The following is a 24,111-nucleotide window of genomic DNA, read 5'->3' on the forward strand; positions in this document are numbered from 1 at the left end:
ATCCCCCCATGCCCCGTCCCGACGGCGACTCCCTTCCCCTGACAGCGGCCCAGCGCGAGATCTGGCTTGCCGAGCAGAGTTCCCGGACGCCGATCCCGGGCTACCGCGTCGGCGAGTGCCTGGAGATCCACGGGCCGGTGGACCGGGAGCTGTTCGAGACCGCGCTGCGCCGGGTGGTCGGCGAGGTCGACGCCCTGCACGTGACCTTCGTCGACGGCGGCGAGGGCCCGCGCCAGGTCCTCAGGGAGAGCTGGGACTGGGCTCCGGCCCACCTCGACCTCAGCGGGGAGCCCGACCCCCGGGCGGCGGCCGTGGAATGGATGGAGCGGGACCTGCTGCGCCCGCTGGACCTCGCCCGTGACCCGCTGTTCGGCCACGCGCTGATCAAGGCGTCGCCGACGGAGTACCTCTGGTACCTGAACTACCACCACGTGGTGCTGGACGCGATCAGCAGCTCCATGCTCCGGCAGCGGGTCGGCGAGGTGTACTCGGCACTGGCCGAGGGCGGCGCCGTGCCGCCCTGCCCGTTCGGCTCGCTGCGGGACCTGGTCGACAGCGACGCCGCCTACCGCGCCTCCACCGACTTCGCCGCCGACCGCGCCTACTGGACCGAGCGCTTCGCCGACCTGCCCGCCCCGACCCGGCTCACCGACGCCCGCGCGACCGACCCGCACCGCGCCCTCCGGCTGGCCGAGGAGCGGGAACTGCGCCGCCCGGACGCCCTGCGGGCGGCGGCTGGACGTTCCGGCGTCCGGTGGTCCCGGCTGGTGGTCGCGGCTACGGCGCTCTACGCCCACCGGCTGACCGGCAACCAGGACGTGGTGCTCGCCCTGCCCGTCACCGCCCGTAGGGGCGCCGACCGCGACCTGACGGCGGTGCCGGGCACGACGTCCAACGTGGTGCCGCTGCGGCTGACGGTGCGGCCGGACATGCCGTGGCGCGAACTCGTCGCCCAGGCGGCGCGGGAGGTCGAGACGGCCGTCGCGCACGAGCGCTACCGCAGCGAGGACCTGCTGCGGGACCTCGGCGCCCCCGGCAGTATCGGGACGGCGTTCCCGCTGATCGTCAACATCATGGCCTTCAACTCCAGGCCGAGCTTCGCCGGGCACCCGGCCTCCGTGCACCACTTCGTGTCCGGGTCGACCACCGACCTCGCCGTCTGGGTCTTCGACTACCGGGACGGCAACCCGCCGCTGCTCCGGCTGCACGGCTCGCCGGAAGCGTACGGCGACGACGACCTCGCCGCGCACCAGCAGCGGCTGCTTGCCCTGTTCGACGCCGTCGCGGACTGCGACCCGGACGAGCCGGTGGGGCGGATCGAACTGCTCACCGCCGAGGAGCGCCGCGAGCTGGCGGTGCTCGGCGCCGGGCCGGTGGCGCCGGCCCCGGCCGCGAGCCTGCCGGAGCTGTTCCGGGAGCACGTCCGGGTGACTCCGGAGCTGGTCGCGCTGGTGTGCGGCGACGTCTCGCTGACCTACGCGGAGTTGGACGCGCGGGCGAACCGGCTCGCGCACGCTCTGATCGCGCGGGGTGCGGGGCCGGAGCGGCTGGTGGCGGTGGCGCTGCCGCGCTCGGCGGAGCTGGTGGTGGCGATCCTCGCGGTGCTGAAGACCGGCGCGGCGTACGTTCCGGTCGACCCCGAGTACCCGGCCGCCCGGATCGCGTACCTGCTCGACGACGCGCGGCCGACGCTGGTGGTCACCGACTCCCGCAGCGGGCACCGCCTGCCGGACAGCGGTTCTGTGGACCGGCTGGTGCTCGACGCCCCTGAGACGGCCGCCCTGGTGGCGGATTGCCCGGCGGCCGACCCGATGGTGGCCGTCGACCCGGGTCACCCGGCGTACGTCATCTACACCTCCGGTTCCACCGGCAGGCCCAAGGGCGTGCTGCCGACCCACGGCGGCCTGCTCGACCTGCTCGCCGACCTCCGGCAGGTGCACTTCGCGCCGGTGCTGAAGGCACGGCAGCGGCTGCGGGTGGCGCTGACCACCTCGGTGTCCTTCGACGCCTCCTGGAACCAGTTGCTCGCCCTGTTCGGGGGCCACGAGCTGCACGTCCTGGAGCACGCGACCTGGACCGACCCCGACGCCTTCGTCGGTTACGCGGCGCGGTGCGGTCTGGACTACATCGAAGCCACCCCGTCCTATCTCCAAGTGCTCGTCTCCCACGGGCTGTTGAGTGACCCGAAGCGGCGCCCGGCACTGGTCGCGGTGGGCGGCGAGGCCGTCCCGGAGCGGCTGTGGGAGCAGCTGCGGGCGACGGAGGGGGCATCCTGCCTCAACCTCTACGGGCCGTCCGAATGCACGGTCAACTCGGTGGTCGCACAGCTGGGTTCGAACGCACGCCCGGTGATCGGGCGGCCCGTCACCAACGCCCGGCTGTACGTGCTCGACAGTGCCCTGCGGCCGCTGCCGACCGGTGCGGCGGGTGAGCTGTACATCGCGGGCGCGGGGCTGGCCCGCGGCTACCTCGACCGGCCGGGGCTGACCGCCGGGCGGTTCGTCGCCGACCCGTTCGGGCCGAGCGGGTCGAGGATGTACCGCACCGGGGACCTGGTGCGCTGGGACGAGGCCGGGAACCTGGAGTTCCTCGGCCGCACCGACGACCAGGTCAAGATCCGCGGCTTCCGGGTCGAGCTCGGCGAGATCGAGGCCGTCCTCGCCGAGCACCCGCAGGTCGCCCGGGCCGCCGTGATGGTGCGCACCGAGGGGGAATCCCGGCTGGTCGCCTACGCGGTGCTCGAGCCCGGCGCCACCGTGACCGACACCGCCCTGCGCGACCACCTGCGGGACCGGCTGCCCCGGCAGCTGGTGCCGGCCGCGTACGTGCTGCTGGACGCACTGCCGCTGACCCCGAGCGGCAAGCTCGACCGGCGGGCCCTCCCGGCGCCCGAGCGAGCGCCCGCCGCGCCGGGCCGGGCACCGCGCACCGCGACCGAACACCTGCTCGTCGGGCTGTTCGCCGAGGTGCTCGGGGTGTCCGAGCCCGGGCTGGACGACAGCTTCTTCGACCTCGGCGGGCACTCCCTGCTGGCCACCCGACTGGTCGCCCGGGCCCGCTCGATCCTCGGCGTGGAGCTGCGGCTCGGCGACCTGTTCGACGCGCCGACGGTCGCGGAACTGGCGGCGGCGGTGGACGTCGCGGGCCGGGCGCGGCCGGCCCTGCGGCGGTGCGAGCGGCCCGTGGGGGCACCCCCGGCCGAAGGCCAGGGGGAGGTTCCGCTGTCCTTCGCGCAGCGCCGGCTGTGGTTCCTGCACCGCATGGAGGGCCCGAGCGCCACGTACAACATCCCGCTGGCGCTGCGGCTGTCCGGGAACCTGGACCAGCGGGCCCTGGAAGCCGCCCTGGCGGACGTGGTCGAACGGCACGAGAGCCTGCGCACCGTCTTCCCGGTGCTCGACGGCGTGCCCTGCCAGCGGGTGCTGGACCCGGGCGCGGCACGGCCGCGGCTGCGGGTGACCGAATTGGGCGAGCGTGACCTGCCGGAGCGGCTGGCGGAGGCGGCCCGGCACGGCTTCGAGCTCTCCGAGGAGTCGCCGCTGCGCGCCGAACTGTTCCGGCTCGGCGCCGAGGAGCACGTGCTGCTGCTGGTGGTGCACCACATCGCCGGTGACGGCTGGTCGACGGGGCCGCTCCTGCGGGATCTGACGAGCGCCTACGCGGCCCGTGCCGAGGGGGCGAAGCCGGAGTGGTCGCCGCTGCCGGTCCAGTACGCCGATTACGCCCTCTGGCAGCGGGAACTGCTGGGCGACGGCGCGGACCCGGGCAGTCTGCTGAACAGTCAACTCGCCTACTGGCGGGATCAGTTGGCGGATCTGCCCGAGCAGGTCGAGCTGCCGTTCGACCGGCCCCGGCCGGCGGCGATGTCCTACCGGGGCGCCCACCTGCCGGTGCGGATCGACGCCGAGCTGCACCAGGGCCTGCGCGTGCTCGCCAGGGACGGCGGGGCCAGCCTCTTCATGGTGCTCCAGGCCGGGCTGGCCGCCCTGCTGGGCAAGCTGGGCGCGGGCACCGACGTACCCGTGGGTACGCCGATCGCCGGACGCACTGACGAGGCCGCGGACGACCTGGTCGGCTTCTTCGTCAACACCCTGGTGCTGCGCACCGACCTCTCCGGCGACCCGTCGTTCACCGAACTGCTGGGCAGGGTGCGGGCCGACGCGCTGGCCGCGTACGCGCACCAGGACGTGCCGTTCGAGCACCTGGTGGAGGCGCTCAACCCGACCCGGACGCTGGCGCACCACCCGCTGTTCCAGACCATGCTCGCCCTGCAGAACGCGCCGCTCGGCACGTTCGACCTGCCGGGATTGCGGGTGGCGGCCGACCTGGTCCACACCGGGACGGCCAAGTGCGACCTGACCTTCATCCTGGCCGAACAGCCGGGTGAGGACGGCCTGTCGGGCGTGGTGGAGTACAGCACCGACCTGTTCGACGAGGCCACCGTGACCGGGTTCGTCGAGCGGTGGCTGCGGCTGCTGTGTGCCGTCGTCGCCGACCCCGGCCGGCGGATCGGCCAGGTGGACGTGCTGTCCGCCGACGAGCTCCGCGCGCTGTTCCCGGCGCGCACCGACCGGAGCGAGGATCCGTCGGAGAGCAGCCTGACCGCGCTGTTCGAGCGACAGGTACGGGCGAACCCGGCCGCCGTCGCCCTCACCGACGGCGAAGTCACCCTGACGTACGGCGAGTTGAACGCCCGCGCGAACCGGCTCGCGCACGCCCTGATCGACCGGGGAGTGGGGCCGGAGCAGCGCGTGGCGCTGGCCCTGCCGCGCTCGGCGGAGCAGGTCGTGGCGGTGCTCGCCGTGCTGAAGGCGGGCGGCGCCTACCTGCCGGTGGACCCGCAGTACCCGGCCGCCCGGATCGCCTACCTGCTCCAGGACGCCCGGCCCGCGCTCCTCGTGACCACGAGCCGGACCGGCGACCTGCCGGGCGCGGACCCGGTGGACCGGCTGCTGCTGGACACCGCCGACCTGGACGGGCTGCCGGACACCGACCCGGAGGTCTCCTTCGACCCGGGCCACCCCGCCTACGTCATCTACACCTCCGGGTCCACCGGCAACCCCAAGGGCGTGGTGGTCACGCACCGGAACGTGGTGCGGCTGTTCGGCACGACCGAGAAGCTGTTCGGCTTCTCCGCAGAGGACGTCTGGACGCTCTTCCACTCCTACGCCTTCGACTTCTCGGTATGGGAGTTGTGGGGCCCGCTGCTGTACGGCGGCCGTCTGGTGGTCGTGGACCACGAGACCAGCCGCTCGCCCGGCCGCTTCCTGGAGCTCCTCGCCCGCGAGCGGGTGACCGTGCTCAACCAGACGCCGTCCGCGTTCTACCAGCTGATGCAGGCGGACGCGGAATCCCCGGAGACCGGCCGCCCGCTCGCGCTGCGCACGGTGGTGTTCGGCGGTGAGGCGCTGGAGCACGCCCGGCTGGCGAGCTGGTACGAGCGGCACCCGGACGACGCGCCGCTGCTGGTCAACATGTACGGCATCACGGAGACCACGGTGCACGTCACGTACGCGGCGCTCGACCGGTCCGGCGGCGCCGTCGGCGGGATCGGCACGGCCGTTCCGGACCTGCGGACGTACGTGCTGGACGCCCACCTGCGGCCGGTGGCCCCGGGTGTGCCCGGCGAGCTGTACGTCGCGGGTCCAGGGCTGGCGCGCGGTTACCTGAACCGGCCGGGCCTCACCGCCGGGCGCTTCGTGGCCGACCCGTTCGGACCGCCGGGATCGCGGATGTACCGCAGCGGCGACGTGGTCCGCCGCGCGGCGGACCACAGCCTGCACTACGTCGGCCGGGCCGACCAGCAGGTGAAGGTGCGCGGCTTCCGGATCGAGCTCGGCGAGATCGAGGCGGCGCTGGCCGAGCACCCCGGCGTCGCCCAGGTCGCCGTCCTGGCCCGGCAGGACCGGGCCGACGACACCCGGCTGGTCGCGTACCTGGTGCGGGCCGCGGGCGCCGTACCGAGTCCGGCCGACCTGCGTGGGCACCTGTGCGAGCGGTTGCCGGAACACATGGTGCCGTCGGCGTTCGTCGTGCTGGACACGCTGCCGCTGACCGCCAACGGCAAGCTGGACCACCGGGCCCTGCCCGCCCCCGACCTCGCCCCGACGGCAACCGCCCGCGCGCCGCGCACCCCGCAGGAGCAGGTCCTCTGCGAGCTGTTCGCCGAGGTCCTGGGCGTGGCGTCGGCCGGCGTCGAGGACGGCTTCTTCGACCTGGGCGGCCACTCGCTGCTGGCCACCCGCCTGGCCGCCCGGATCCGCGCGACGCTCGGGGTGGAAATGCCGCTGCGCACCCTGTTCGAGGCGCCGACCCCGGCCGGCCTGGCCGCCGCCCTGGTGGCGGCCGGACCGGCGCAGACCGCCCTGGCACGGCGCGAACGCCCCGAGGCGATCCCGCTGTCGTTCGCGCAGCGGCGGCTGTGGTTCCTGCACCAGCTGGAGGGCGCCGGCGCGAACTACCACATCTCCCTGGCCTGGCGGCTGTCCGGGGATCTGGACCGGCGCGCCCTGGAGTCCGCCGTGGCGGATGTGGTCGAGCGGCACGAGAGCCTGCGCACCGTCTTCCCGGCGGTCGACGGAGTGCCGTACCAGCAGGTGCTGGACGTCGGGGCATCCCGCCCGCGGCTGCTCGTCAGCCGGACCACCGAGTCCGAGCTGCCGAACGTCATGGCGGAAGCGAAGGCCCGGCGGTTCGACCTGGCGGTCGATGTGCCGCTGCGTGCCGGGCTGTTCGAGCTGGCGGCGGACGAGCACGTGTTCCAGGTGGTCCTCCACCACATCGCGGGTGACGGCTGGTCGCTGGGCCCGCTCGCGCAGGGCCTGACCACCGCCTACGCGGCGCGCTGCCGCGGCGAGGAGCCGCAGTGGGAGGAGCTGCCGGTCCAGTACACCGACTACACCCTGTGGCAGCACGAGCTGCTCGGCGACGCGGCCGACGGAGACAGCCTGTTCGCCCGCCAGGCGGCCTACTGGACCCGGCAGCTGGCCGATCTGCCCGAGCAGCTCCAGCTGCCCGGCGATCGGCCCCGCCCGGCGGTCGCCTCGCACCGGGGCGGTTCCGTGCGTGCCGGGCTGGACGCCGAGCTGCACCGCGGGCTGCGCGAACTCGCCCGTGCCCACGGCACCAGTCTGTTCATGGTGCTTCAGGCCGGTCTTGCAGTGCTGCTGAGCAAGCTCGGCGCGGGCGACGACATCCCGGTCGGCAGCCCGGTCGCGGGCCGTACCGACCAGGCGCAGGACGAGCTGGTCGGCTACTTCGTCAACACCCTGGTGTTCCGTACCGACACCTCGGGCGATCCGACGTTCGCCGAACTGCTGGGCCGGGTCCGGGAGACCGCGCTGGCCGGGTACGCGCACCAGGACCTTCCGTTCGAGTACCTGGTCGAGGCCCTCAACCCGGTCCGGTCGCTGGCGCACCACCCGCTGTTCCAGGTCATGCTGGTGCTGCAGAACGCGCCCAGGGCCGACTTCGCGCCGTCCGGGCTGCGCGTCGGCGACATGCCGTCGACGTCGACCACCGCCAAACTCGACCTGATCTTCACCATGTCCGAGCGACACGCGCAGGACGGCTCCCCGGAGGGGATCGACGGGTCCGTCGAGTACACCGGCGACCTGTACGACCCGGCCACCGTCGAGACGATGATCGAGCGGTGGGAGCGGCTGCTCCGCGCCGTGGTCGCCGACCCGCAGCGGCGGCTCAGCCGGTTCGGCCTGCTCACCGACGGGGAGCACGGTGAGTTGACGGCGCTGGGCACCGGCCCGGCGGCCCAGGCCTTCACCGAGAGCCTGCCGGAGCTCTTCAGGGCTCAGGTGCGTGCGATTCCGGACGCCGTCGCGCTGGTGGGGCCGGAAGCATCGCTGACCTACGCGGAGTTGGACGCGCGGGCGAACCGGCTGGCGCACGCCCTGATCGCGCGGGGTGCGGGGCCGGAGCGGCTGGTGGCGGTGGCGCTGCCGCGCTCGGCCCAGCTGGTGGTGACGATCCTCGCGGTGCTGAAGACCGGCGCCGCGTACGTTCCGGTCGATCCGGAGTACCCGGCCGCGCGGATCGCGTACATGCTCGACGACACCCGACCGGTCCTGGTGGTGACCGACACCCGCACCCGGGGCCGGCTGCCGGACACCGGTCCCGCCGGATGGCTGGTGGCCGACGACCCGGAGACGACCGCGCTGGTGGTGGGGTGCCCGTCGACGGACCCTGCGGTCGCCATCGACCCCTGCTATCCGGCCTACGTCATCTACACCTCCGGTTCCACCGGCAGGCCCAAGGGCGTGGTGGCGACGCACGGTGGCCTGTCCAACCTGTTCGCCAACCAGTGTCCGCTGGTCTTCCGGACGGGGGAGCGGGTACGGATGGGGCTGACCACGTCGGTGTCGTTCGACGCCTCCTGCGACCAGATGTTCGCCCTGTACGCCGGCCACGAGCTGCACGTCCTGGACGAGGCGACCTGGACCGACCCGGACGCCTACCTCGAGTACGCGGCGCGGGCCGGGCTGGACACGGTCGGCGGTACCCCGTCCTACCTGCAAGTCCTTGTCGACCACGGCCTGTTGGACAACCCGCGGTGGCGTCCGTCGCTGGTCGGGCTGGGCGGGGAGACCGTTCCGGAGCAACTGTGGGAACGGTTGCGGGCGGCCGACGGGGTGCTCGCCCTGAACTACTACGGGCCGGCCGAGTGCACGGTGGACTCGACCGTCGCATCGCTGGAGTCGAGCCCGCGCCAGGTGATCGGCCGCCCGCTCGGCGGTGTCCGGTTGCACGTGCTCGACGCCGCGTTGCAGCCGGTTCCCGCGGGTGTGCCGGGTGAGCTGTACATCGCCGGTGCGGGGCTGGCGCGCGGCTACCTGAACCGGCCGGGCCTGACCGCGGGACGGTTCGTGGCGGACCCGTTCGGTCCCGGCGGTTCGCGGATGTACCGCAGCGGTGACCTGGTGCGGTGGGGACCGGACGGGAACCTGGAGTTCCTCGGCCGCACCGACGACCAGGTCAAGGTCCGGGGATTCCGGATCGAGCTCGGCGAGATCGAGGCGGCGCTGGCGGAACACCCGCAGGTCGCGCAGGCCGCCGTGACCGTACGGCAGGACCGGGCGGGGGACACCCGCCTGGTCGCCTACCTGGTGCCCGCCGCCGGGGCGGAGCTTCGGCCGGAAGACCTGCGGGCGCGCCTGCGCGAGCGGCTGCCCGACCACATGGTGCCCGCCGCGTTCGTCTCCCTCGACGTGCTGCCGCTGAACGCCAACGGCAAGCTCGACCGGCGCGCCCTGCCCGAGCCCGAGTACGCGGCGTCGCGGGTCGGCCGGGCCCCGCACACTCCGCAGGAACAGGTACTGGCCGAGCTGTTCGCCGAGGTACTGGGTCTGCCTCAAGTCGGCGTCGACGACGACTTCTTCGACCTGGGCGGGCACTCCCTGCTGGCCACCCGGTTGGTGGCCCGGGTCCGTGCGGCCCTGGGCGTGGAACTGGCGCTGCGCACCCTGTTCCAGACCCCGACGGTGGCCGGGCTGGCCGCCGGGCTGGGCGGCGCGGACCGGGCCCGGCTCGCCCTGGGGCGGGCGGAGCGGCCCGTGGGGGCACCCCCGGCCGAAGGGTGGGGGATGGTGCCGCTGTCGTCCGCTCAGCGGAGGCTGTGGTTCCTGCGCCAGCTGGAGGGCGCCGACTCGGTCTACAACATGCCGCTCGCGTGGCGGCTCTCGGGGCCACTGGACCTGGCGGCCCTGGAGGCGGCGCTGGGCGACGTCGTCGACCGTCACGAAACCCTGCGCACGGTCTTCCCGGCCGTGGACGGAGTACCCCACCAGCAGGTGCTGGCCACCGCGGAGGCGTGCCCGAGGCTGTCGGTCACCACGGCCGACGAGACGGACCTGCCGGAACTGCTGACGGGGGCCGCGGCGCGCGGATTCGACCTCGCGGCCGAACCGCCGCTGCGCGCCGAGGTGTTCGAGGTTTCGGCGGACGAGCACGTGCTGCTCCTGGTGATGCACCACATCGCCGGTGACGGCTGGTCGCTGGGCCCGCTGGCCGCCGACCTGGCCACCGCGTACGCGGCACGCCGCCAGGGCGAGGAACCGGGGTGGGCACCGCTGCCGGTGCAGTACGCCGACTACACCCTGTGGCAGCAGGAGCTGCTCGGCGACCCGGCCGACCAGGACAGCCTGTTCGCCCGCCAACAGGCCTACTGGACCGAGCAGTTGGCCAACCTGCCGGAGCAGATCCGGCTCCCCGCAGACCGCCCTCGCCCCGCGACCCCCTCCCACTCCGGCGGCCACCTCGCGATCGAACTGGACGCCGAACTGCACGCCGGACTGATCCGGCTGGGCCGGGAGCACGGCGCCAGCGTGTACATGGTGCTGCAGGCCGCCCTGGCATCGCTGCTGGACAAGCTCGGCGCGGGAACGGACATCCCGGTCGGCAGCCTGATCGCGGGCCGGACCGACGAGGCCCTGGACGACCTCGTCGGATTCTTCGTCAACACCCTGGTGCTCCGCACGGACACCGGTGGCGACCCGACCTTCGCCGAGCTCCTCGGCCGGGTCCGCGAGGGCGCGCTGGCCGCGTACGCGCACCAGGACCTGCCGTTCGAGCACGTCGTCGAGGCCCTCAACCCGTCCCGGTCGCTCGCCCGTCAGCCGCTGTTCCAGGTGCTCCTCGCGCTGCAGAACGTGCCCCGCACCGAGTTCGCGCTGGACGGTCTGGCCGCTGAGATCGTCCTGGTGCGGACGCCGACGGCGATGTTCGACCTCGGTTTCCACCTGCTGGAGCGCGGCGGCACCGGCGGGCCGGCCGAGGGCATCGTCGGGCGGGTCGAGTACAGCACCGACCTCTTCGACCCCGCCATGGTGGAGGCACTGGTCGCCCGATGGCTGCGTCTGCTGGCGTCGGTGGTCGCCGAACCGGACCGGCCGCTGAGCCGGATCGACGTCCTCACCGCCGAGGAACGGCACGAACTGTTGGTCGTACGCAACGACACCGCCTGCCCGGCTCCCGATGCCGGCCTGCCCGCTCTGTTCGAGGCGCAGGTCCGGGCGACCCCCGAGGCCCCGGCGGTGGTGTTCGAGGACACCGTGCTGACCTACCGGGAGCTGAACCGAAGGGCCAACCGCCTGGCGCACGCGCTGATCGCGCGCGGGGTGGGGCCGGAGCAGGTCGTCGCCCTGCGGCTGCCGAGGTCGACCGAGCTGGTGGTCGCCGTCCTCGCGGTCCTCAAGACGGGTGCGGCCTATCTGCCGGTCGACCCGGACTACCCGGCGGCCCGTATCGCGTACATGCTCCAGGACGCGCGGCCGGCCGTGGTGCTCGACGACCTCGCGGCCGTCACACCGGACGGGGACCTGCCGGAGCACGATCCGGCAGTCGCCGTGGACCCGCGGCACCCGGCCTACGTCATCTACACCTCGGGCTCCACCGGCAGGCCCAAGGCCGTGGTGATGCCCGCCGCCGGGCTGCTGAACCTGCTGGCGTGGCACCACAGGTCCGTCGGCGGCGAACTCGGCACGCGTACCGCGCAGTTCACCGCGATCAGCTTCGACGTCTCGGTGCAGGAGACGCTCTCCGCGCTGCTGTACGGCAAGACCCTCGTGGTGCCGACCGAGGAGCAGCGCCGCAGCGCCGAGCTGTTCGCCCGCTGGCTGGACCGGCACGGGGTCGAGGAGCTGTTCGCGCCCAACCTGGTGGTCGAGGCGCTGGCCGAGGCCGCCGAGGAGGCCGGGCTGGAACTGCCCGGCCTGCGGCTGGTCGCCCAGGCCGGTGAGGCGATGCGCCTCGGCGGTGCCGTGCGCCGCTTCCAGACCCGCCGGCCGGGCCGGGAGCTGCACAACCACTACGGGCCCGCCGAGACCCATGTGATCACCGCCTACCCGCTGCCGGCCGACCCCGCCGACTGCCCGCTGCCGGTGCCGATCGGCCGCCCGATCGCCAACTGCCAGGCATACGTGCTGGATTCGGCGCTGCGACCGGTCGCCCCCGGCGTGCTGGGTGAGCTGTACCTCGCCGGGGCGGGACTCGCCCGCGGCTACCTGAACCGGCCCGGGCTCACCGCCACGCGGTTCGTCGCCAACCCGTACGGTCCGGCCGGCGCGCTGATGTACCGCACCGGTGACCTGGTCCGCTGGCGCGGCGACGGGGAGCTGGAGTTCGCGGGCCGGGTGGACCACCAGGTGAAGATCCGCGGGTTCCGGGTCGAGCCGGGCGAGATCGAGGCCGAGCTGGCCGCGCACCAGGGTGTCGCCCAGGTCGCGGTGCTCGTCCGGGAGGACCGGATCGTCGCGTACGTCGTCCCGTCGGCCGGGGCCGGGGCTACCCCGGCGACGCTGTCGCCGTATCTGCGCGAGCGGCTGCCGGACTACATGGTCCCGTCCGCGTTCGTACTGCTCGACGCGCTGCCGCTGACGCCGAACGGGAAGCTGGACCGGGCGGCGCTGCCCGCGCCCGAGCCGGGCACGACCGCCGGCGGCCGGGCGCCGCGCACGCCGCAGGAGCAGATCCTGTGCGAGCTGTTCGCCGAGGTGCTGGGCGTGCCGCGGGTCGGGGTCGACGACGGCTTCTTCGACCTGGGCGGGCATTCCCTGCTCGCCACCCGGCTGGTCTCGCGGGTCCGGGCGACCCTCGGGGTCGAGCTGGAACTGCGCAGCCTGTTCCGGGCGCCGACACCCGCCGGGCTCGCGGCCGGGCTGCACGACGCCGGCACCGCGCGGCAGGCCCTGGTACCCCGGCCCCGCCGCGATCCGATGCCGCTGTCGTTCGCCCAGCGACGGCTCTGGTTCCTCCAGCAGTTCGGGGCGCCGAGCGCTACCTACCACATGCCGCTCGCCCTGCGGCTGTCCGGCGACCTCGACCGGGCCGCGCTGAGCGCCGCGCTCGCGGACGTGGTGGCCCGGCACGAGACCCTGCGCACGGTCTTCCCGCACACCGCCGGAGTCCCGTTCCAGCGGGTGCTGGACGCCGGCGAGGCCGCCGTCCCGCTGACCGTACGCGCGGCCGGCGAGGCGGAGCTGCCCGCCCTGCTGCGCGAGGCGGCGGTACGGGCGTTCGACCTGACCTCGGAAGTACCGCTGCGGGCGGAGCTGTTCGCGCCCGCGCCGGACGAGCACGTGCTGCTGCTGGTGATGCACCACATCGTCGGGGACGGCTGGTCCATGGGCCCGCTGGCCCGTGACCTGGCCACCGCCTACACCACCCGGCAGGGTGGCGGGGCTCCGGCATGGCCGCCGCTGCCGGTCACCTACGGCGACTACACCCTGTGGCAGCACGAGATCCTCGGCGACGAGCACGACACGGACAGCGTGTTCGCCCGCCAGGTCACCTACTGGACCGAGGCGCTGGCCGGGCTGCCCGAGCAGCTTCAGCTGCCTGCCGACCGACCGCGCCCGGCCACCATGTCGTACGGCGGCGACCTGCTGGAACTCCGGATCGACGCCGAACTGCACGCGGCACTGGTGGAGTTGGCCCGAAGGTCGGGTGCCACCCTGTTCATGGTGCTGCAGGCGGCGCTGGCGGCGCTGTACACGGGGCTGGGCGCGGGCACGGACATCCCGATCGGGTCTCCGATCGCGGGGCGTACCGACGAGGCGCTGGACGAGCTGGTCGGGTTCTTCATCAACACGCTGGTGCTGCGCACCGACACGAGTGGTGATCCGAGTTTCGCCGAGCTGCTGGGTCGGGTGCGGGAGACGGCGCTGTCGGCGTACGCGCACCAGGACGTGCCCTTCGAGCACCTGGTGGAGGCGCTGAATCCGTCCCGCTCGCTGTCGCACCACCCGCTGTTCCAGACCGGTCTTGTCGTGCAGAACGCGCCGGGCGGCGACTTCGAGCTGCCGGGTCTCCAGGTCTCCGGGGTGACCGTGCTCACCGGGACCGCGCGGCTCGACCTGACCTTCGGGTTCGCGGAGGAGCACGGGCCCGACGGCGCGCCGGCCGGGATCGGCGGTGCGGTCGAGTACAGCACCGACCTGTTCGACCGCTCGACGGTCGAGGCCCTGGTCGCCCGGTGGACCAGGCTGCTGGCCGCGGTCGCCGTCGCGCCCGACCGGCCGATCGGCGGGATCGACCTGCTGTCCGCAGAGGAGCGCCGCGAGCTGCTGCCCGCCGTCCAGGACGGGGCGGCCGGGGGGAGCCTGCCGGAGCTGTTCGCGGCGCAGGTGACGGCGACGCCGGACGCGGTCGCGCTCGTCTGCGGTGATATCGAAGTGACGTACCGTCAACTCGACGCTCGGGCGAACCGGTTCGCGCACGCGCTGATCGCCCGGGGCGTCGGTCCGGAGCAGGTCGTGGCGGTGGCGTTGCCGCGGTCGGTGGAGTCGGTGGTGGCGGTCCTGGGCGTGCTGAAGGCCGGGGCCGCGTACCTGCCGGTGGATCCGGGGTACCCGGCGGTACGGATCGCGTTCATGCTGGACGACGCGCGGCCGGCCGTGGTGGTCGACGATCCGGCACTGGTGACCGAGGTTTCCGGTCGGCCGGAGACCGATCCGGATGTCGTGGTGGACGCCCGGCACCCGGCCTACGTGATCTACACCTCGGGCTCGACCGGCCGCCCCAAGGGCGTCATGGTGAGCCACACCGGCGTGTCGGGCCTGGTGGCGGCGCAGGTCGACCGGCTCGGCGTGGCGCCGGGCAGCCGGGTGCTCCAGTTCGCCTCGCCCAGCTTCGACGCGTCCTTCTGGGACCTGTGCGGCGCCCTGCTCACCGGTGCCGCCCTCGTCCTGGCCCCGTCCGAGGCCCCGCTGGAGGCCCTGACGGACCGCCGGCTCGACGTCACCCACGTGACGCTTCCGCCCTCGGCGCTGGCCGCGCTGGAGAGCTCCGACCTCACGGCCACCACCCTGGTGGTGGCCGGTGAAGCCTGCACGCCGGACCTGGTGGCCCGGTGGGCGCCTGGCCGGCGGATGATCAACGCGTACGGTCCGACGGAGACGACGGTGTGCGCGACCATGAGCGACCCGCTGTCCCCGGGGCGCGGTGTACCGCCGATCGGCCGATCGGTCGCGGGCTTCCGGGTGTACGTCCTCGACGAGCGACTGCGCATCGTGCCGCCGGGGGTGGCGGGGGAGTTGTACGTCGCCGGCCCCGGTCTGGCGCGCGGGTACCTGAACCGGCCCGGGCTGACGGCCGGGCGGTTCGTCGCCTGCCCGTTCGGGGCCGGTGAGCGCATGTACCGCACCGGGGACGTGGTGCGCCGCCGGACCTGGGGGTCCCCCCGGCCGGTGGGGGCACCTCCCAGCCTCCCCCAGACTTCGTCCGGGGGGACCCCCATGGCTGGGGGCGCTGGGGGAGAGCTGGAGTACGTCGGCCGCGCCGACGACCAGGTGAAGGTGCGCGGCTTCCGCATCGAGCCCGGCGAGGTCGAGGCGGCGCTGGCCGAGCACCCCGCCGTCGCCCAGGCTGCCGTGCTCGCCCGGGACGACCGGCTCATCGGCTACGTCGCGGCCCGTCCCGGCACGGTCGTACGTCCGGCGGAGCTGGCGGCGTACCTGCGGGACAGGCTGCCCGACTACCTGGTACCGGCTGTCTTCGTGGTGCTGGACATGCTGCCGCTGACGCCGAGCGGGAAGCTGGACCGGGCGGCGCTGCCCGCTCCCGATCGCGGCTCGGCCGAGGCCGGGCGGGCGCCGCGCACGCCGCAGGAGCAGATCCTGTGCGAGCTGTTCGCCGAGGTGCTGGGCGTGCCGCGGGTCGGGCTCGACGACGATTTCTTCGACCTGGGCGGGCACTCCCTGCTCGCCACCCGGCTGGCCGCGCGGGTGCGCTCGGTGCTCGGAGTGGAGGTGGCGTTGCGCGCGCTGTTCCAGGCGCCCACCGTGGCCGGCCTGGCCGAGGCGCTGGGCGGGGCCGGCCACGCCCGCCCGGCGCTGACCACGCACGAGCGGCCGGAGGCGGTGCCGCTGTCCTTCGCCCAGCGCCGACTCTGGTTCCTGCACCGCATGGACGGCACCGCCGCGACGTACCACATCCCGCTGGCGCTCCGGCTGACCGGGACGCTCGACCATGCGGCGCTGGACGAGGCGCTGGCCGACGTGGTGGCCCGGCACGAGAGCCTGCGGACGGTCTTCCCGGAGGTCGACGGCGTACCCTGCCAGCTCGTCCTCGACCCGGCGGAGGCCCGGCCCCGGGCGCGGCTGACCGAGGTGTCTGAGGTCGAACTGTTCGAGCGGCTCGCCGAGTTCGCACGACAGCCCTTCGACCTGGAGGCCGAAGCGCCACTGCGGGCGGAGCTGTTCGTCCTCGCGCCGGACGAGCACGTGCTGCTGCTGGTGATGCACCACATCGCCGGGGACGGCTGGTCCACCGGCCCGCTGGCCCGCGACCTGGCCGAGGCGTACGCCGCCCGGTGCGAGGGGCGCGCGCCGCAGTGGCCGGTCCTGCCGGTGCAGTACGCGGACTACACGCTGTGGCAGCGCGACCTGCTCGGCGACGCCGCCGACCCTCAGAGCCGGTTCGCCGAGCAGCTCGACTACTGGAAGCGTCAGCTGTCCGACCTGCCGGAGCTGCTCCAGCTGCCCGTCGACCGGCCGAGGCCGGCCGTCGCCGGCTGGCGCGGGGACCACGTCGGCCTGGAGCTGAGCCCCGAACTGCACGCAGCCCTGGTGGAGTTGGCCCGGAAGTCGGGCGCGAGCCTGTTCATGGTGCTGCAGGCAGCGTTGGCGGCGCTGTACACGCGGCTGGGTGCGGGCACGGACATCCCGATCGGGTCTCCGATCGCGGGGCGTACCGACGAGGCGCTGGACGAGCTGGTCGGGTTCTTCGTGAACACGCTGGTGCTGCGGACCGACACGAGCGGTGATCCGAGTTTCGCCGAGCTGCTGGGGCGGGTGCGGGAGACGGCGCTGTCGGCGTACGCGCACCAGGACGTGCCGTTCGAGCACCTGGTGGAGGTGCTGAATCCGTCCCGCTCGCTGTCGCACCACCCGCTGTTCCAGACCGTCCTGGCGGTGCAGAACGCTCCGATGGGCCGGTTCTCCCTGCCCGGTCTGGACGTCGCCACCTACGCGGTGGCCACCGGAACCGCCAAGTTCGACCTCGGTGTGAGCCTCGTCGAACAGTTCGGTCCGGACGGCAGCCCGGCGGGGATCGTCGGCGCGGTGGAGTACGCCACCGACCTGTTCGACCGCTCGACGGTCGAGGCGCTCACCGGGCGCTGGACGCGCCTGCTGGAGGCGGTCACCGCCGACCCGGACCGGTCGATCGGACGGATCGAGCTCCTCGACGCCGACGAGCGGCACCGTTTGCTGGAGCAGGGCAACGCGACCGCCCGCGAGGTGGCGGCCGTCCCGGTGCCGCAGGCGTTCGCGGCACAGGTCGCGGCGACACCGGACGCCCTCGCGCTGGTGTGCGGCGACGCCGAGTTGACGTACCGGCAGCTGAACGCCCGGGCGAACCGGTTCGCGCACGCGCTGATCGCCCGGGGCGTCGGCCCGGAGCAGACCGTGGCCGTGGCCCTGCAGCGCTCGGTGGAGTCCGTGGTGGCCGTCCTGGGCGTGCTGAAGGCCGGGGCCGCGTACCTGCCCGTGGATCCGGCGTACCCGCCGGCGCGGATCGCGTACATGCTGGACGACGCCCGGCCGGCCCTGATGGTCGACGACCCGGCGCTGGTGACCGAGGTGTCCGCCTGGCCGGACACCGACCCCGTGGTCGCGCTCGACGTCCGGCACCCGGCCTACGTGATCTACACATCGGGCTCGACCGGCCGCCCCAAGGGCGTGGTGGTCGGCCACGGCGGTGTCGCGAGCCTGGTCGCCGCACAGATCGAGCGGTTCGCGATCGAACCCGACAGCCGGGTACTCCAGTTCGCCTCGCCCAGCTTCGACGCCTCGGTGTCGGAGATCTACACCGCCCTGCTGCGCGGCGCGGCCCTGGTGCTGCCCCCGACGGCGGACCCGGTGGCCGCGCTGGCCGACCGGGACCTCGCGGTGACCCACGTGACCGTGCCGCCGTCCGTCCTCGCCGCCGTGCCGGAGGGCTCGGTGCAGGTGCCGACGCTGGTGGTGGCGGGTGAGGCGTGCCCGCCGGAACTGGTGGACCGCTGGGCGCCCGGGCGCCGGATGATCAACGCGTACGGTCCGACCGAGACCACGGTGTGCGCGACCATGAGCGCCCCGCTGTCCCCGGGAGCGGGCGTCCCGCCGATCGGCCGTCCGATCGCCAACACCCGGGTGTACGTGCTGGACGAGCGGCTGCGGCCGGTGCCGACGGGCGTGGCGGGGGAGCTGTACGTCGCGGGCGCGGGACTGGCGCGCGGCTACCTGAACCGGCCGGGCCTGACGGCCGGACGGTTCGTCGCCTGCCCGTTCGGGTCCGGTGAGCGCATGTACCGCACCGGAGACCTGGTGCGCCGGCGCAACGACGGTGAGCTGGAGTACGTCGGCCGTGCCGACGACCAGGTGAAGGTGCGCGGCTTCCGCATCGAGCCCGGCGAGGTCGAGGCGGCGTTGGCCGAGCACCCCGCCGTCGCCCGGGCCGCCGTCCTGGCCCAGGACGACCGGCTCGTCGGCTACGTCGTCCCGCACCAGGGCGAGGCCCGGGACAGTGGCCTGGAAGCGGACCACGTGGGCGAGTGGCAGGACATCTACGACGCCCTGCCCATCACCCCCGAGGAAGCCGGCTTCGGCCAGAACTTCGTCGGCTGGAACAGCAGTTACGACGCGAGCCCGATCCCGGTCGAGCAGATGCGGGAGTGGCGGGACGCCACCGTGGCCCGCATCCTGGCCCTGCGCCCCCGGCGGGTGCTGGAGGTCGGCGTCGGCACCGGACTGCTGCTCTCGCAGATCGCACCGCACTGCGAGACCTACTGGGCGACGGACTTCTCCGCCACGGCGGTCGACGCGCTGACCGCGCAGGTCGGCCGACAGGACGACCTGGCCGAGCGTGTCGTGCTGCAGGCCCGCCCGGCGCACGACACCGAGGGCCTGCCGGCCGGGTGGTTCGACACCGTCGTGATCAACTCGGTGGTGCAGTACTTCCCGTCCGCCGACTACCTCGCGGACGTGATCGGGAAGCTGATGCGGCTGCTCGCCCCCGGCGGCACGCTCTTCGTCGGCGACGTCCGCAACCTGCGGCTGCTGCGCCCGCTGGCCACCGCGGTCCAGCTGCACCGCACCGGTGCCGACGGCGACCTCGCGGCGGTGCGCCGCGCGGTGGAGCAGGCCGTCAGGGTGGAGAAGGAACTCCTGGTCGACCCGGACTTCTTCACCGTCCTGCGGGAGCACGGCACGGACATCGGCGCGGTGGCCGTGGAGGTCAAGCGCGGCCGTCACCACAACGAACTGACCCGCTACCGCTACGACGTGACGCTGCACAAGGCCCCGGTCGTTCCGGCGGCCCCGGGCCGGACGGTCGAGCTGGAGTGGGGACACCGGCTCGCGGGACCGGCCGAGCTGCGCGAACTCCTCGCCCAGCCGCCCGCCGACGTGCTGCGGATCACCGGAGTGCCGAACCGCCGGGTGCTGCGCGAGGCCGCCCTTTCCCGGGCACTGCAGAACGGCGGCGGCTCGCTCGCCGAACTGCTGGAGCGGCTGCACGGACCGGAGGAGAGCGAACTCCCCGACCCGGAGGACTTCCGGGTCATCGGGCTGGAGTTCGACCGCTGGGTGGGCGTCACCTGGTCGGCCACCGCGGCCGACGCCTTGGACGTCGTCTTCGCCGCCCCGTGGGCGCATCACGACTCCCCGGCCGAGCCGTACCGGTCGGCCCGGACCGCCGGCACGCCGCTGTCTTCGTTGACCAACCGCCCGACCGGCAGCCGGGGCACGGGCGCCCTCATCGGCGAACTCCGCGAATGGCTGCGCGGGCGACTGCCCGACTACCTGATCCCGTCGGCGTTCGTGGCGCTGGAGACGTTGCCGCTGACGGCCAGCGGCAAGCTCGACCGCCGCGCGCTGCCCGCGCCCGACCCGGGCCCGGCCGGAGCCGGGCGGGCGCCGCGGACCCCGCAGGAACAGCTCCTCGCCGAGCTGTTCGCCGAGGTGCTCGGCCTGGCCCAGGTCGGTGTCGAGGACAGCTTCTTCGACCTGGGCGGACACTCACTGCTGGCGACCCGCCTGGCCTCCCGCGTCCGGGCGACCCTCGGCGCGGAGCTCGAGGTCCGGACTCTGTTCGAGACGCCGACCGTGGCCGGACTCGCGGCCCGCCTCGACGGCTCCGGCACGGCGCGGCCCGCGCTGACCGCCCGGCCGCGACCCATGGGGGCACCCCCGGCCGAAGGCTGGGGGAAGGTCCCGCTGTCCTTCGCCCAACGCCGCCTGTGGTTCCTGCACCGGATGGACGGCCCGAGCGCCACCTACAACATGCCGCTCGCCCTGAGTCTGACCGGCGAACTCGACCGCCCGGCCCTGCACGCCGCGCTCGCGGACGTGATCGCCCGGCACGAGAGCCTGCGGACGGTCTTCCGCGAGACGGACGGTGTGCCGTACCAGGTCGTGCTGAGCGCCTCACAGGCGCACCCGGAGCTGCCGGTGGTCGAGCTCGACGAGAGCCGGCTGGCCGGGCGGCTGGCGCAGACGGCCCGGCGAGGCTTCGACCTGGCGGCGGAGCCGCCGGTCCGGGCGGAGCTGTACGCGCTCGCCCCCGACCGGCACGTGCTGCTGGTCGTGGTCCACCACATCGCCGCCGACGGCTGGTCGATGGGGCCGCTCTCCGGCGACCTCGCGGCCGCCTACACGGCGCGCTGCCGGGGCGAGGAGCCGCAGTGGGCCCCGCTGCCGGTGCAGTACGCCGACTACACCTGCTGGCAACGCGACCTGCTCGGCGACACCGCCGACCCGGACAGCCTGTTCGCCCGGCAACTGGCCTACTGGAAGGACGAACTGGCGGGCATTCCGCAGCAGGTTCAGCTGCCCGCCGACCGGCCCCGGCCGCCGGTGGCCTCCCAGCTGGGCAGCCGGGTCGTGGTCCGGCTGGACCCCGAACTGCACCAGGCACTGCGGGACCTGGCCGCCGAGCGCGGCGCCAGCATGTTCATGGTGCTCCAGGCCGGCCTCGCCGCGCTGCTCACCCGGCTCGGTGCCGGTACGGACATCCCCGTGGGCAGCCCGATCGCCGGCCGTACCGACCAGGCGCTGGACGACCTCGTCGGCTTCTTCGTCAACACCCTGGTGCTGCGCACCGACACGAGCGGCGACCCCGGCTTCGCCGAACTGCTCGGCCGGGTGCGGCAGAAGGCGCTCGCCGCCTACGACCACCAGGACGTGCCGTTCGAGTACCTGGTCGAGGTGGTCAACCCGGCCCGTTCGCTGTCGCACCACCCGCTGTTCCAGATCATGCTGGCCCTGCAGAACGCGCCGGTGGGCGAGTTCGCCCTGCCGGGCCTGGAGACCGGCCACCTGGAGGCGTCGACCGGGACCTCGCGGGTCGACCTGACGTTCAGCCTGGCCGAGCAGTTCCGCCCGGACGGCGACCCCGACGGACTGGTCGGCGCGGTGGAGTACGCCACCGACCTGTTCGACCCGGCCACCGTGGAGCTGCTGTTCGAGCGCTGGGCACGGCTGCTGCGCGCGGCGGTCGCCGACCCCGGCCGGCCGATCAGCCGGATCGACATCATGTCGGGCGAGGAACGCCGCCGGCTGCTGTCCCGGTCCACCGGCGCCGCGGTCGAGCTGCCCGAGGCCGCGCTGCCGGAGCTGTTCGCCCGTCAGGTGCGCGCCACCCCGGACGCGGTGGCCGTCGTGGCGGGCGCCACCGAGCTGAGCTACCGGGAACTCGACCAGCGGTCCAACCGCCTCGCGCGGGCACTGATCCGCCAGGGCGTACGACCGGAGACACCGGTCGCGGTGCTGCTCGACCGCTCGGCGGACCTCGTCGTGGCGCTCCTGGCGATCATCAAGGCGGGCGGCGCCTACGCGCCCCTCGACTCGCGTTTCCCGCAGTCCCGGATCGACCTGATCCTCCAGGAGGCCGGGGCCGCCCTGGTGCTCACCGAGGACGTGCTGACCGCGTTGATCGAGGGCGAGCCCGACGCGTCCGGCATCGAAGTACGCTGCGACCAGCGGCAGTTGGCGTACGTGATGTACACCTCAGGCTCGACCGGCCGGCCCAAGGGCGTGGCCGTCACCCACCGCGACGTGGTGGGCCTCGCGCTCACCCCCGAATATCACGGCGGCGGACACGAGCGGGTGCTGATGCACTCCCCGACCGCCTTCGACCTCTCGACCTACGAGCTGTGGGTGCCGCTGCTGGGCGGCGGCCGGGTCGTGGTCGCACCGCCCGAGCGGCTCGACCTCGACCTGCTGCAGCACACGATCAGCACACACGGGGTGACCGGACTGTGGCTGACGGCCGGGCTGTTCCGCCTGGTCGCCGAGGAGCGGCCGGCCCTGCTCGCGGGGGTCCGCGAGGTGTGGACCGGCGGTGACGTGGTCTCCCCGGCCGCCGTCGCCCGGGTGCTGGAGGTCTGCCCCGGCATCGAGGTGGTCAACGGCTACGGGCCCACCGAGGCCACGACCCTGGCCACCCGCCACCCGGTGCACAGCCTCCCCGAGCACGCCGCGACCGTACCGATCGGCGGGCCGATGGCGAACATGCGCGCCTACGTGCTCGACGACCGCCTGCGGCCGGTGCCCACGGGCCTGGTCGGCGAGCTGTACCTCGCGGGGACGGGCGTGGCCCGCGGCTACCTCGGCCGACCCGGCCTGACGGCGGAGCGCTTCACCGCCGACCCGTACGGGCCGCCCGGGAGCCGGATGTACCGCACCGGCGACCTGGCGTGGTGGCCGGCCGAGGGCACACTGGAGTTCGCCGGACGGACCGACCACCAGGTCAAGCTCCGCGGCCTGCGGATCGAGCCCGGCGAGATCGAGGCGATCCTCGCGAGCTGCCCGGGCGTCGCCCAGGCGGCCGTCGTCGCCCGCGAGGACCGGCCCGGCGACAAGCGGCTGGTGGCCTATCTGGTGGCCGCCCCCGAGGGCGCGCCCGAGGCGGGCGAGCTCTCCGGGCGACTGCGCCGTGACCTGCCCGACTACATGGTGCCGTCGGCGTTCGTCACCCTGGACACGCTGCCGTTGACCGCCAACGGCAAGCTGGACCGGGCCGCCCTGCCCGCCCCCGAGTACGGGGCGCAGGGCACCGGACGCGGCCCCCGGACGCCGCGGGAGCAGCTGCTGTGCGGCCTCTTCGCCGAGGTCCTCGGCCGGGAACAGGTGCACATCGACGACAACTTCTTCGATCTGGGCGGGCACTCGCTGCTGGCCGCCCGCCTGGCCTCCCGCGTCCGCGAGACCCTCGGCCTGGAGCTCGGCCTGCGCATGCTGTTCGAGGCGCCGACCGTGGCCGGTCTCACCGAGCGCCTGGTCATGGACGACCCCGCCGACGCGTTGGACGTGGTGCTGCCGCTGCGTTCGACCGGGACCGGTACGCCGCTGTTCTGCATCCACCCCGGCGGCGGCATCAGCTGGTCGTACAGCGGGCTCCTGAACCACATCGGTCCCCAGCACCCGGTCTACGCGATCCAGGCGCGCGGCCTCGGCCGGCCCGAACCCTTGCCGACGTCCTACGAGGAGATGGCGGCCGACTACGCCGACCAGATCCGCAAGATCCAGCCCGAGGGCCCGTACCTGCTGCTCGGCTGGTCGGCCGGCGGGCTGATCGCCCACGCGGTCGCCTGCGAGCTGCAGGCGCGCGGCGAGCGGACCGCGCTGCTGGCCATCCTCGACGCCTATCCGGTGAAGGACGTGCAGTTCGAGGAGATGCCCGTGCCCACCGAGCGGGACGTGCTCGTCGGTGTGCTCGACGTCGACCCGGACGAGCTGGGCGACCGGGAGCTGACCTACGCCGAGGTCGCCGAGGTCCTGAACCGGCGGGGCAGCGCACTGCAGGGCCTGACGGAGCAGCAGATCGAGGTCATCGTCCACATCATGATCAACAACGCGAGGCTGGCGGTCGACTTCGTCCCCGCCGGGTTCGACGGCGACCTGCTGCTGTTCAACTCGACGATCGACCGCGACGGGGACGACGCCGGGCCCGCGACCTGGCGCCCGTACATCGCGGGCCGGATCGAATCGCACGAGATCACCACTCGGCACAACCGGATGACCGAAGCCGGCTCACTGGCCCAGATCGGACCGATCCTGGCCGCCCGCCTCGCCGAGGTCACCGGTGACACCCCAACCCACCACCAGGAGGACTGATTCC

The 24,111-nt window shown here is 73.9% G+C and carries 1 protein-coding gene; it reads left to right on the plus strand.

Translation table 11 applies throughout. The features are described 5' to 3' along the window. Nucleotides 1-8 precede the first annotated feature (8 nt). Complete coding sequence (locus ACFYR3_RS29740; RefSeq protein ID WP_389285157.1) at nt 9-24,107, plus strand: non-ribosomal peptide synthase/polyketide synthase; 24,099 nt, start codon at nt 9-11, stop codon at nt 24,105-24,107. Nucleotides 24,108-24,111: the final 4 nt, after the last annotated feature.

Origin of the sequence: Streptomyces sp. NPDC005784, assembly GCF_042871525.1 — a bacterium.
Lineage (GTDB): Bacteria > Actinomycetota > Actinomycetes > Streptomycetales > Streptomycetaceae > Streptomyces.